Source organism: bacterium (assembly GCA_023150945.1).
GTDB lineage: Bacteria > Zhuqueibacterota > Zhuqueibacteria > Zhuqueibacterales > Zhuqueibacteraceae > Coneutiohabitans.
Map to the genome: position 1 here is coordinate 1 of JAKLJX010000032.1, position 12,286 is coordinate 12,286.

General features: G+C 60.1%; 12 protein-coding genes, 8 tRNA genes and 1 other RNA gene. All 21 read left to right on the forward strand.

Annotated features, from left to right (window positions below; all coding sequences use genetic code 11):
• Positions 1 to 238, forward strand: a 238-nt coding sequence (locus L6R21_25605; protein ID MCK6562588.1) for a hypothetical protein, incomplete at its 5' end; no start/stop codon positions are given.
• Positions 239 to 242: 4 nt separating this feature from the next.
• A tRNA-Ser gene (locus L6R21_25610) sits at positions 243 to 327 on the forward strand.
• Positions 328 to 390: 63 nt separating this feature from the next.
• Positions 391 to 480 (forward strand) — tRNA-Ser (locus tag L6R21_25615).
• A gap of 28 nt (positions 481 to 508) precedes the next feature.
• Complete coding sequence (gene gltX / locus L6R21_25620; GenBank protein ID MCK6562589.1) at positions 509 to 1,939, forward strand: glutamate--tRNA ligase; 1,431 nt, start codon at positions 509 to 511, stop codon at positions 1,937 to 1,939.
• A gap of 5 nt (positions 1,940 to 1,944) precedes the next feature.
• Positions 1,945 to 2,015 (forward strand) — tRNA-Gln (locus tag L6R21_25625).
• Between the two features lie 78 nt (positions 2,016 to 2,093).
• A tRNA-Glu gene (locus L6R21_25630) sits at positions 2,094 to 2,169 on the forward strand.
• A gap of 54 nt (positions 2,170 to 2,223) precedes the next feature.
• Positions 2,224 to 2,297 (forward strand) — tRNA-Arg (locus tag L6R21_25635).
• 164 nt (positions 2,298 to 2,461) lie between these two features.
• Complete coding sequence (locus L6R21_25640) at positions 2,462 to 2,938, forward strand: nucleoside deaminase (protein ID MCK6562590.1); 477 nt, start codon at positions 2,462 to 2,464, stop codon at positions 2,936 to 2,938.
• Between the two features lie 37 nt (positions 2,939 to 2,975).
• A tRNA-Ala gene (locus L6R21_25645) sits at positions 2,976 to 3,051 on the forward strand.
• Positions 3,052 to 3,109: 58 nt separating this feature from the next.
• Positions 3,110 to 3,199: transfer RNA gene (locus L6R21_25650), tRNA-Ser, on the forward strand.
• 157 nt (positions 3,200 to 3,356) lie between these two features.
• Positions 3,357 to 3,449 (forward strand) — tRNA-Ser (locus L6R21_25655).
• Between the two features lie 148 nt (positions 3,450 to 3,597).
• An RNA gene (gene ffs / locus L6R21_25660) (signal recognition particle sRNA small type) lies at positions 3,598 to 3,697 on the forward strand.
• A gap of 202 nt (positions 3,698 to 3,899) precedes the next feature.
• Positions 3,900 to 5,801, forward strand: a complete 1,902-nt coding sequence (gene dnaX / locus L6R21_25665; GenBank protein MCK6562591.1) for a DNA polymerase III subunit gamma/tau — start codon at positions 3,900 to 3,902, stop codon at positions 5,799 to 5,801.
• Between the two features lie 136 nt (positions 5,802 to 5,937).
• Positions 5,938 to 6,276 (forward strand): YbaB/EbfC family nucleoid-associated protein, encoded by a 339-nt coding sequence (locus L6R21_25670; protein ID MCK6562592.1) that lies wholly within the window; start codon positions 5,938 to 5,940, stop codon positions 6,274 to 6,276.
• A gap of 1 nt (position 6,277) precedes the next feature.
• On the forward strand, positions 6,278 to 6,883 hold the full coding sequence (gene recR / locus L6R21_25675; protein MCK6562593.1) for a recombination mediator RecR: 606 nt from the start codon (positions 6,278 to 6,280) through the stop codon (positions 6,881 to 6,883).
• 63 nt (positions 6,884 to 6,946) lie between these two features.
• Entirely contained in the window at positions 6,947 to 7,570 is a 624-nt protein-coding gene (pgsA, locus tag L6R21_25680; protein MCK6562594.1) for a CDP-diacylglycerol--glycerol-3-phosphate 3-phosphatidyltransferase, read from the forward strand.
• 1 nt (position 7,571) lies between these two features.
• Positions 7,572 to 8,051, forward strand: coding sequence for a phosphatidylglycerophosphatase A (locus tag L6R21_25685; protein ID MCK6562595.1), 480 nt, complete (start codon positions 7,572 to 7,574; stop codon positions 8,049 to 8,051).
• A 359-nt stretch (positions 8,052 to 8,410) separates the two neighbouring features.
• The gene (locus L6R21_25690) at positions 8,411 to 9,658 is read left to right on the forward strand and encodes a competence/damage-inducible protein A (GenBank protein MCK6562596.1); all 1,248 of its coding nucleotides are present in this window, start codon (positions 8,411 to 8,413) and stop codon (positions 9,656 to 9,658) included.
• Positions 9,655 to 10,242, forward strand: a complete 588-nt coding sequence (thpR, locus tag L6R21_25695; GenBank protein ID MCK6562597.1) for an RNA 2',3'-cyclic phosphodiesterase — start codon at positions 9,655 to 9,657, stop codon at positions 10,240 to 10,242. The genes L6R21_25690 and thpR overlap by 4 nt, the downstream gene beginning before the upstream one ends.
• Before the next feature lie 93 nt (positions 10,243 to 10,335).
• Positions 10,336 to 11,421 carry a recombinase RecA gene (recA, locus tag L6R21_25700; GenBank protein MCK6562598.1) on the forward strand — a complete coding sequence of 362 codons (1,086 nt, stop codon included), beginning with the start codon at positions 10,336 to 10,338 and terminating at the stop codon, positions 11,419 to 11,421.
• 69 nt (positions 11,422 to 11,490) lie between these two features.
• On the forward strand, positions 11,491 to 12,018 hold the full coding sequence (locus L6R21_25705) for a recombination regulator RecX (protein ID MCK6562599.1): 528 nt from the start codon (positions 11,491 to 11,493) through the stop codon (positions 12,016 to 12,018).
• Positions 12,019 to 12,286: the final 268 nt, after the last annotated feature.

Consider the following 12,286-nt stretch of genomic DNA (forward strand, 5'->3'; position numbering starts at 1 on the left):
ACAGCAAAAGAACAATAAATCAAAATCACCCCAGTTCTCACAAATTTGGGTAACATTTAATTTTGAGGCAACGGGGGCGGCACGCCGCGCAGCTCGTACTGCCTGCTGCGGCCGCGCTGAGTCTGTTCGGCCGACGCCGGTGAGCAAGCCGCTATTGCAAAAAAACAGCAGTTTTAAGCCTGAAAAAAAGATTGACTCCACCTTTGCTGATTTGTATATTGCCCCGCTAAATTTTTGAAGCCGGAGGGCTAGACCTAATTGGTAAGGCGGCGGTCTTGAAAACCGTTGGGTTCATCACCCTTGGGGGTTCGAGTCCCCCGCCCTCCGCATGCACGATCGGCAGTGGTTGCTTCCGGAGGTCGGCTGCCGCAGCTTCGCCCCGCGCAATCCGGAGAGGTGCCTGAGTGGCCGAAAGGAGCCGCCTGCTAAGCGGTTGTAGTGCCAAAAGCGCTACCCAGGGTTCGAATCCCTGCCTCTCCGCTCGCATCACGAGAAACAGGAAGCCAGCATGGTGGTTGTGCGCTTTGCACCAAGTCCAACCGGTTATTTGCATATAGGCGGTGCGCGCACGGCGATTTTTAACTGGCTGTTTGCCCGCAAGCATGGCGGCAAGTTCTTTCTCAGGATCGAAGACACGGATCAACAGCGCTCCGGCGAGGAGATGACGCAGGCGATCATTGACAGCCTGCAATGGCTGGGGCTGGATTGGGATGCGAAACCGATCAAGCAGTCCGATCGCCTCGATCAGTACCGGCAAATCGCCCATGAACTTCTGGCCGCGGGCAAAGCCTACCGCAGTTTCACCTCTGCGGCGGAGCTTGAGGTCGCACGCCAGCGCGCGGCCGAGGCGAAACGGGATTTCCGCTATCGGGAAGAATTCCCGCGCCTCGCGGCTGCGGAAGAGGCGGCACGGCTGGAGCGAGGCGAACCCTTCGCGATCCGCCTGCCGATCCCCGAGGGCGTGACGGAATGGGAGGATCAGGTGCATGGCCGGGTAGCGTTCGACAACAGCCGCATCGAAGATTTCGTCCTCCTGCGCTCCGATGGCCAGCCGACTTATCACCTCGCAGTGGTGGTCGATGATCACGCCATGGGCATCACGCACGTGCTGCGTGGTGATGATCACATCTCCAATACGCCCAAACAGATACTGCTGTATCGTGCCCTGGGTTGGGAAATGCCGGTGTTTGCGCACCTTCCGCTCATTCTCGGCCCGGACAAGACCAGATTGAGCAAGCGTCACGGCGCGACGGCGGTGGGCGAGTATGCGCGGAAAGGGTATCTGCCTGAGGCCCTTTTCAATTTCCTCGCGCTGCTGGGTTGGTCGCCCGGTGATGACCGGGAGATTCTCGGCCGGAAAGAGTTGATCGAACTGTTTGATTTGCGCGGCCTTTCCAAAAGCAACGCCGTGTTCGATGAGAAGAAGCTCGAGTGGATGAACGGCGAATACCTCGACCACGTCGACGCGGCACGGCTCGAGGAGATGGTCATTGCTGCGCTGCGCCAGGCACGAAGTGACCTTGACGAGAACCTGCTGCGTGATTCGACCTACGTTCACCGCGTGGTCACGCTGCTCAAGCCCAAGGTCAGAACGATTCCGGCGTTCGCCACCTTTGGTGCTTACTTTTTCGCGGCGCCGGTTGTTTTCGATGAGAGCGCCAGGGCAAAACACTGGCAGGGCGCAGGCACGGCAACGCAACTTCGCCAGCTCGCAGCAGCCTTTGAACAACTGCCGGATTTTAGCGCAGCCGCAACCGAGGCCTGCTTGCGTTCCCTGGCTGATCAACTCGGGATCAAGGCGGCGAATCTGATTCACCCGGCACGGCTGGCACTGACCGGTTTCGGTGTAAGCCCCAGTTTTTTTGAAGTTGTGGAATTGCTGGGCAAACAGCGAGTCGTGCAGCGGCTCTACCAAGCCGTGACGCTGCTCGCAAGCTGAGGCACTGGGGAGTCGTCCAACGGCAGGACATATGGCTCTGGACCATAGAATCGGGGTTCGAATCCCTGCTCCCCAGCAACAGGCTGTCCCGACCGCTGGGAATTGATGGTCGGGCTTCGCGTTTGTGAAATGTTGTGAAATGTACTTGATTGACGGCGCATTCGTCTAGCGGTCTAGGACACCGGCCTCTCACGTCGGTAACACGGGTTCGAGTCCCGTATGCGCCACCACGCCGCAAATTTGAAATTGACTTTTGTGGAAATTCTCATATATTGCGGCTCCATGCGCCCGTAGCTCAACTGGATAGAGCGCTTGGCTACGGACCAAGAGGCTGAGGGTTCAAGTCCTTCCGGGCGTACAAGATCGGCTCAACGGGAAGACAAGAAATCGTTCTTGTCTTCTTTGTTTATCGAGCACTCTGGGTGTTGCCAGGTGCACCGTCAAAGTGTCGTTCGCCATCTTTCGGCGTTGTTCGGCATGTCCCTATCACTTGCCGCCGATGCAATAGAGGATGAAGCAGCCTTGACACACGACCATTGGATGCAGTTTGCCATCAAAGAAGCGGAGAAGGCGCTCGATAAGGGCGAGGTTCCCATCGGCGCCGTCATCGTTTTTGAGGACAAGATCATCGGTCGTGGCCACAATTTGACGGAGACCCTGCAGGACGCCACGGCGCACGCCGAGATGATCGCGATTACCGCGGCGGCCGCCAGCCAAGCCAGTTGGCGCCTCGATGGTGCCACGGTTTATACCACCGTCGAGCCGTGCCCGATGTGCTGCGGCGCCATTCTATTGTCGCGGATTGTGAAAGTCGTCTATGGTGCGGAAGACCCGCGTTTCGGCGGCTGCGGCTCGGTGCCCAAGGTCAACGTGATGTCAACCAATCCCTTTGGGCCGCCGGTGCAGTTGGTGCCTGCGATCAGACAGGCGGAATGCCAGGGCCTACTCAAGGCCTTTTTTCAGAAGTTGCGCGAGGATACCACGCCGGACGAGTTTTGAGGAGTGTGCCGGACGGTAGCGCGCGCGGTTGTTTGCTGGGGCAGTAGCTCAACTGGGAGAGCGCCACGTTCGCAACGTGGAGGTCGGCGGTTCGATCCCGCTCTGCTCCACCAGCAAGTGTGTTTGAAAAGCTCTGCGTTATCGACTTCTCGACATACGCTCATCGACCACGGAGAGGTGGCTGAGTGGTTGAAGGCGGCGGTCTCGAAAACCGTTATCGGCCCTAAAGGTCGATCGGGGGTTCGAATCCCCCCCTCTCCGCGACGAAAATTCCTCGCACGCGAATCCCATCACGCACAAATCCCCGCGCGCCATGCCAGTCTCCTTGCGAAAGGGGGGCAATCATGTCTGCCGGGCACCCTTCCGGGATTCAGAAAGGTATGTGCTATCGAGTTTCGTGCGAGCCCTATCGACCGCCGGAGAGGTGTCCGAGAGGCCGAAGGAACGCGACTGGAAATCGCGTGTAGTGCCACAAGCGCTACCGTGGGTTCGAATCCCACCCTCTCCGCCAGCTTCCAATGTGCCTGCCAAAAATCCCTTGCCTTTCAAAGACTCAATGGTTATTTTGCGCCACCTGAAAAAGCAATTGTCTGGCACGTCTTAATCGGTTGGTGACGCTTCTACATCCTACCAACGACAATCTTCACCACGCATGAAATGGCCAAGGCCCGCGCAATCGGCGCGTGCCGAACCCCGCCAGGGCCGGAAGGCAGCAACGGTAAGCAATGCAAAGATGTGCCGCGGGGCACCTTGGCCTTTTTAATCGCAACGCAGCGCCCATCAACCGCGTGTCAGGGAGGAGGTCATGTCATCCCTCGAATGGTCCAAGCGAGCGCAGCCCAGAAGTCCAGTACCTGAAGGCACGCCGGTTTCTCCCCCGCCTCCCGCCGGGCAGGAGGCGCTCGGCTTAACGACTCGCAAAACATGATCGACGACCAGCGCATCGTGGCTCGGAGTTCTCATGTCATACCTTGTGCTCGCGCGCAAATGGCGGCCCAAACAGTTTGCCACCGTCGTCGCGCAGCAACACGTCACCCGCACGCTTGAAAACGCGATCACTCAGAACCGTGTCGCCTCCGCCTATCTGTTTACCGGCCCGCGCGGCGTGGGCAAGACCACCATGGCCAGACTGCTGGCCAAAGCGATGAATTGTGAGCACGGCCCCACCACCTCGCCCTGCGACCAATGCAGTAACTGCGAAGAAATCACCGCCGGTCGCAGCATGGATGTCATCGAAATCGATGGCGCCTCCAACCGCGGTATCGATGAAGTCCGCAACATTCGCGATAATGCCCGCTTCGCGCCCGCCGGCAGCCGCAAGAAGATTTACATTATCGACGAAGTGCACATGCTCACCGAGCCGGCCTTCAACGCGCTGTTGAAAATCCTCGAAGAGCCGCCCTCGCATGTGCTGTTCATCTTCGCCACCACTGAAATCCACAAAGTCCCGGCCACCATCCTCTCCCGCTGCCAGCGCTTCGATTTTCGCCGTGTGCCAATCGGCGAAATCGCCGGCCAGCTCAAGATGATTTGCCAAAGCGAGGGGGTGCAAGCCGAGGAAGCGGCGCTGCATCTCATTGCCAAACGCGCCGAAGGCAGCATGCGTGACAGCCAGAGCCTGCTCGACCAGGTGATTTCCTATTGCGGTGACCGGGTCACCAAGGAAGACGTCTCCCGGCTGCTCGGTTTGATCGACCAGGATTTGTTTTTTGAATGCAGCGATGCGCTCGTCGCGCGTGATGCCCGCCGCGCGCTCGCGCTCAGCGAGAAGATTCACAATGCCGGCATTCATCTCGGTGAATTCTTCGAACGTCTGGCCGAGCATCTCAGCTTCATCCTCACCACCCGCGTCACCGCCGGCACCAGCCATCTGGTGGGATTGGAGAACTACGCCGAGCGTTACAGCGCCGCGGCGCATGCCCTAAATGAACCCGAACTGATGCGCAGCATACAGCTCGTCACTGAGGCGCAAGCGCGGCTGGCGCGCGCCGCCAATCCGCGCGTGCTGCTGGAAATGTGTCTGCTGCGCATGGTGCATGCCGGCGCAAGTGACAATGCCGGCGGCGGCTCCGCTCCGAAAACCACGCCGGGCGCCGCGGCCAAGCCGGCGTCACAGACAGCGGCAGAGGGCGTCACCGTGGTGGCGGCTGAGCCTGCCGCCGCCGAGCCTGTGACCGTGCCGCGCCTGGAAGGCATCGCTGTGATTCCGCAGATTAGCCCAAAACTCGCGGCCATGCCGGCGGCGGCGACACCGGCTGCCCCCACCCCGGCGGCCGGCGGCTTGTTCAACTCCGGACTGTTGGCGCGCGTGCAGGGCGTGCCGGTGGTGAAAGCGAAGGAACCGGTGCTGCCACTGGCGGCGCACATCGAGAACGAAGCGGCTGCGTTGCAGGCGATTCAACAGTCCTGGCCGCAAATCCTCGAGCGCGTCAAGGGTGAGAAGATCTCACTGGGATCGTTTTTGGAAATGGGCGCACCGACCGCACTGCACGAGGGCGCGCTGGAGTTGAGCTTCGGCAGCAACTGCAATGGCTTTCACCTCAACTCCGTGAACAATCAGAAGACGATCATTCAGAAAGTGGTGCAGGCCGAGACCGGTTACTCGGTGCGCATCATTTGCCGCAAGACGGAGAATGGTGCCGTGCCTCTTCCGGCGCCACCACCGGCGGAAACAGCCGAGCCAGTCGCGCCGGCCGCGCCGGCCGGTGTCACCAGCGCTCCGGTGAGCAACGGCGCAGCGAAAATCGCAGTCAGTCCCGACAATGCACAGAATCTGAAGATGTTATTCGAGCACTACCCGGTGGCCCAGAAGCTGGTTGAGGCGCTGGATGGCGAGTTGATCCGCTGCCAGCCCAAAAGGTGAAGGACTGACATTTCATCTGCATGGCCGAGGGAATTCTGCGTTCGCCGGGCGCGTCGCAATGCCGGCTTGAGCGAGCGCTCACCGTTGCTCTGGCAGAAGCTGGTCTGAATTCTTGAAAATACCAGGAGAGACAGTAATGAGCCGTTCCAGCATGGGTGATTTGTTCAGAGGTACACAAGTGCTGCAAGAAAAAATCAGTCAAACGCATGAAAAGCTGGCCAGCCTGCAGGTGGAGGGCACAGCCGGCGGCGGCATGGTCACCGTGGTGATGAACGGCCGGCGGGAAGTGCTGCAGTTGAAAATCGAGAAGGAAGTGGTCAACCCTGACGATACAGAAATGCTCGAGGATCTCATTGTGGCTGCCTTGAATCAGGCGCTGGTCAAGGCGCAGGAAGTCGAGATGACGGAGATGAACAAAGTCACCGGCGGCATGCTCAGCCAGGTCATCGGCGGCTTGCAGATGCCGGGGCTGTGAGATGCAATACCTCTCGCGCAGTGTCGAAACGGCAGTGCTCGAGCTGTCGAAGCTGCCGGGCATCGGGCGCAAGACTGCGCAACGGCTGGTCTTCTTTCTGCTCAAATCCCAGCGCGCGGACGTCGAGACGTTGGCGCAAGCGCTGCTGGCGTTGAAGGAGAGAGTGCTGCACTGTTCGCGCTGTTTCAATCTGACGGAATCAGATCCCTGCGTGATCTGCGCGAACCCGGGCCGCGATCATACAGTGATCTGCGTGGTGGAGGAGGCCAACGACGTGCTGGCGCTGGAAAACACCGGCGAGCACCGCGGCTTGTATCACGTGCTGGGCGGCGCGCTTTCACCGCTGGACGGTATCGGCCCAGATGATTTGCGCATGCGTGAGCTGCTGCAGCGAATTCAGGCGGCGCAGCCAGCCGTGGCGGAAGTGATCCTCGCCACCAATCCCAACACCGAGGGCGAGGCCACGGCGATCTATTTGCTCAATTTGATCAAGCCGCTGGGCGTCAAGATCAGCCGTTTGGCGCGTGGCCTGCCGGTGGGCAGCGATCTGGAATTCACCGACGAAGTCACATTGTCCCGCGCCCTCACTGGCCGGGTACCGTGGTAGAGCAATGAAGTTCCCCGTTCTGCAAAACAGGCTGGGCTTTTCCATCAACTGTTGAGGCCAACCATGACCGTCTCCAACGTCCTCACGATTACGCGCATGGTGCTGGCGCCCGTGGTCGTCGCGTTGCTGTTTCCGGCGGGCTTGGCGTATCGCTTCGCCTCTTTGGGTGTCTTTCTGATCGCGGTATTGACGGACTGGTATGACGGCTACCTCGCCCGCAAATCCGGCAACATGTCGGCGTGGGGCGCGTTTTGGGATCCGCTGGCAGACAAGATTCTCACCCTGTCGACCTTCTTCGCGTTCGCGCTCTATCAATACGTCGCGATGTGGATGGTGGCTGCGATTGCGGCGCGCGACATTCTCATCACGCTGCTGCGCACTTATGCGCAGTACAAGAACAAGCCGGTGGTGACCAGCGTGTCCGCAAAATGGAAAACCGCCAGCCAGATGGCCGCCATTTACCTCATTATGCTTTACCTGATTGCAGAATCCTATTTCCTCGGCGCCAATCCTCCGACCTGGTTGCAGTGGATCGAAACCTTCCACATCATTCCCGTGATGATGCACCTGGTCACGCTCATCACCGTCGTGACCGGCCTGCAATATCTCTACGAGAACCGCCATCATCTGCGCAGCCTGGGCCACTTCTTCTTTCGCATTTTTGCAGCCCGCAACCTGGCCAAGTAAGGTGCCTCCCCTTTCCCACACCCTGGCGCATCTGATCGCAACCGTCGGTGGCCTTGGCCGTCTGCGCGTCGCACCGGGCACTGCCGGCAGCCTCGCCGCCGCCCTTGCATTTCTCTGCTTTCCGACTTATCTTCCACCACTTTGGTTCACCGCCGCCGTCCTCACCCTGATGCTGATCGGGGTTTGGGCCGCTCAGCGCGTGGCCAGCGCCCGCCGGCAAACCGATCCCTCCGAAATTATCATCGATGAAGTGATCGGCATGGCGGTGACCCTGGCCTTCGTTCCACTCGACCCGCTCACCATTGCGATCGGTTTCGTGCTCTTTCGTGTATTCGACATCGCCAAGCCTTTTCCGGTGCGGCAGGTGGAAAAACTCCACGGCGGCTGGGGCATTGTTTTGGATGATGTGGCGGCTGGAGTGTATGCGAATGTGAGCCTGCGCGTGTTGGCCGCCGTCATCCCCGCAGGGATCTTGACCTGAAGCACGGCGGCGCGGCCGACGCTTACGCAAGATCACCGGCTGCACTGTAAATGATGCAATTGGGCATTTGGTGTCTGTCCACGATCGCAAATTTTTGAGAAAATGTTCCTGCAACGGCTGAGCCGTTGCCGCCTCAAAACTCTCTGAGCTGTCACGGCACGCGAAGTTTTCGAAACCTCGGCTCAGCCGAGGTTGGAACATCTTCGAACAGGCATTGATGGGAATGTTCCTGCAACGCCTGAGCCGTTGCCTCAAAATCCTCGGAGGCGCCACGACACTCGGAGTTTTGGCAACCCCAGCTCAGCCGAGAGTGGAACATTTGCGGAGGGATGCTCTTCCCATGTTAGCAAGGACTTTGAATGGTCGCAGAGGTCATCGCGATCGGCGATGAGTTGCTGATCGGGCAAGTCGTGAATACCAATGCTTCCTGGCTGGGCGAACAACTGAGCCACGTCGGCATTCCGCTGCGCTGCGTTACCACCGTTGGCGACCGCCACGATGACATTCTGAGCAGCCTGGCCGCAGCCTGGGCGCGCGTCGAACTCGTTCTGCTCACCGGCGGGCTGGGTCCGACCCACGACGATGTCACCAAAAAAGTTGTAGCGGAGTTCATCGGCGCACGCCGCATGGTGACCGACGAAAAAGTGCTGCAGCATGTGCAGGAGCTGTTCGCCAAGCGCGGGGTGGTCATGCCGGCGGTGAATGTCGAACAAGCCTACGTACCGGAAGGCGCCCAGGTGTTGTGGAATGAAATCGGCACCGCGCCGGGATTGCTCTTTGAAAAGGATGGCAAGCACGGCGTGGTCTTGCCCGGCGTGCCCGCGGAAATGAAGAACATCTTTTCCGGGCCGCTGTTGCCGCGTTTGCGGGGATGGGCGGGCGAGGTGATCATCCGCCATCGCACGATCCGAACGCACGGCATCGGCGAATCTGCACTCGCCGAACTGCTTGCGCCGGTCAGTGAACTCGAACAATTCGGCAAGCTTGCCTTTCTCGCAAGCCTCTCCGGCGTCAACGTGCGCATTTCCGTCACCGGCCGCACCGCCGAAGAAGTCGAGCATGCCGTTCGCCAGGCCGAGGCGCGCATTCTTGCCAAAGCGGGAAAACATGTCTACGGTTACGACAATGAGTCTCTCGAAGAAGTAGTTGGCAGAAAGCTGCGCGAGCACAAGGCCACGCTGGCGGTTGCCGAATCCTGCACCGGCGGACTGATCGCGCACCGCCTCACCAACATTCCCGGCAGTTCAGATTACCTTGCGTGCGGGTTGGTGACCTACAGCAATGCCTCCAAAACTGCGTTGCTCGACGTGCCGGAAGAAGTAATTGCCCAGCACGGCGCGGTGAGCGAAGCCTGCGTGCGCGCCATGGCGGTCGGTGTTCGCCAGCGCTGCGGGACTGACTACGGCCTGGCCACCACCGGCATTGCCGGACCGGCGGGCGGCAGCGCGGACAAGCCCGTCGGTTTGGTGTGGGCCGCGGTCGCCACGCCTGAAAAGGTGACGGCCCGGCACGTGATCTATACGACCGACCGGCTGTTCAACAAAGAACGCTTCAGCACGCTGGCGTTGAGCCTGCTCTATCGCGCGTTGCCGGAGGCGCGCGCATGAGCGACCTGCTGCGATTATTCGTCGCCTTCGAGCTGCCGCCCCCGATCGCGGCAGAACTGACGGCCTACCTCGCGCCGCTGCGCGAGTTGGAGAGCGGCGTGCGTTGGGTGAAGCCGGAAAAGGTTCACCTCACGCTCAAGTTTCTCGGTGAAACGCCGGTGGTCAAAATCGCGGCGATTCAGGCGGCGCTGGCAGAGGTTTGCCGGCAGTTTGCCCCCTTCACTTGTGAAGTTGCCGGCGCCGGCACTTTCCCCAATCCGCAGCGGCCGCAAGTTTTGTGGGTCGGACTCAATGACCCGCATGGCCGGCTCGTTAAACTGGCGGAGGAAGTGGATCGCGCGCTGCATCAAGTCGGATTTGCGCGGGAGAAGCGGGCCTTTTCACCGCACGTGACGCTCGGCCGTGTGCGTGCAGGTCGGGCCGAAGCGGCGGTGAAGGAAATGATGAATCACCCTTTTCCCAGCCGCGAGCTGGCCTGCGAAGAACTCGTGCTCATGCAAAGCGTGCTGCAGCGGGAAGGTGCGGTCTACACGGCGCTGCAGCGCTTTGCGCTCGGCAGTACGACGAACGCGAGCCGCAGGTGACGTGTGGCGGACGCGCAGTGCCAGCGTCATTTTGTCGCGCGCGGAATCCCAATTCAACCAGTCTCAATCACCTCAACATCTCTGGAGGGATGAGTGGAGAAAAATGAAAAACTCAAGGCGCTAGATCTCGCCATTCAGCAAATCGACCGGCAGTTCGGCAAAGGCTCGGTCATGAAACTGGGTGATGAGCGCGCAAAGGTTCAAATCGACGTCATCCCCACCGGCTCGATTTCCCTCGATGCCGCGCTGGGCATCGGCGGCGTGCCGCGCGGCCGCATCGTGGAAATCTACGGGCCGGAATCCAGCGGCAAGACCACCCTGGCGCTGCACATCATCGCGGAGGGGCAGAAACTGGGCGGCGTGGCGGCGTTCATCGACGCCGAGCATGCCCTCGATGCCCACTATGCCAAGAACCTGGGCGTCGACGTGGACAACCTGATCGTCTCGCAGCCCGATACCGGCGAGCAAGCGCTGGAGATCACGGAAACCCTGGTGCGCAGCGGCGCGCTCGACGTGGTGGTGATTGATTCGGTGGCGGCGCTGGTGCCCAAGGCCGAAATCGAAGGTGAAATGGGCGAAGCGCAGATGGGCCTGCAAGCGCGCTTGATGAGCCAGGCCATGCGCAAGCTCGCCGGCGCCATCAGCCGCACCAACGTCTGCGTCGTGTTCATCAATCAGATCCGCGAAAAGATCGGCGTGCTGTTCGGCAGTCCGGAGACCACCACCGGCGGCCGCGCGCTCAAGTTTTATGCGTCGGTGCGCCTGGATGTGCGCCGCATCGCCTCGATCAAGGACGGCGACAACGCCACCGGCAATCGCACCAAAGTCAAGGTGGTGAAGAACAAAGTGGCGCCGCCCTTCAAGGAAGCGGAATTCGATCTGATGTACGGCACCGGCATCTCTTCCGAGGGTGATCTCGCCGATCTGGCGATCAATTTGAAGCTCATCGAGAAAAGCGGCACCTGGTTCACCGTCGGTGAAGACCGCATGCAAGGCCGCGAGAACCTGAAGAAGTATTTGGTTGATAATCCCGAGGTGAAGAAGAACCTCGAGCTCAAAGTGCGCAAGGCAGTGGGGTTGATCAAGGAAGAGGCCCAGCCTGCGGCCCCCGCCGAGGCCGGCAAATCAGCCAAGCCCGCGGCGCCCGCTCCAGCGGCAGCAGCACCGGCGAAGAAGTAGCGGCTGTCTGGAATCTTGTGAACCGTCCCACGTGCCGTTGGAACTTCACAAATTCCCGCGAGAGCAAACATGATTTCCTCCAGCGGCCGTCAGTCCAATCTCTTCGAAAACGGCGAAGAAAAGCTCAAAGCGGCTTTGACCAAGGCCTATCGCCTGCTGGCGCTGCGCAGCCGCAGTGAGAAAGAGCTGCACGACGCGCTCCGCAAGGCTGGTTTTGATGAGGAGATTGTGGCCGCCGCGCTTGCCGAATGCCGGCGCCAGCATTATCTTGACGACACCGGCTTTGCGCGTTCGTTCATTCAAAGCCGGCTGCGCAACCGTCCGATGGGTCGGGAACGGCTGGCCGTCGAGCTGCGGCAAAAGGGCATCGCGGCCGAGATCATTGCCGCTGCGCTCGATGAGGTTTTCACCGACAGCGCAACCTTGACGCTGGCGAACCAGCTCGCCGACAAGCAGCGCAAGAAACTTGCGGCCCTGCCGCCGCGGAAGGCGCGGCAAAAACTTGCGGACTTTCTGCAACGTCGAGGATTTGATTGGGAGACGATTCGGGCGACGCCGCTGTGGCAGGAGTTGCGTGAAGATGATTCCGGAGGGTAGGATTCGAGAGTTCCCTGGGATTTGGCCGCAAAGTGCGCAAACTCGAGCAGCTCCTGTTCGAAATACTGCGCGGCAAATCGGACGCCGCCATTTCGTTTGGCGATCTACGGCTTTTTGCTCTTGCGCCTGGGGTTTGACGAAAGTGAGAGGCAGTCATCATATATTTCGAAAAGACGGCGTCGAAGAAAAGATAAACCTGCAGGGAATTTGGCAATCCCATTCCCGCTCCGCAAGAGCGGCGCTTGGTGCTGACGCGAGAAGGCCGTAG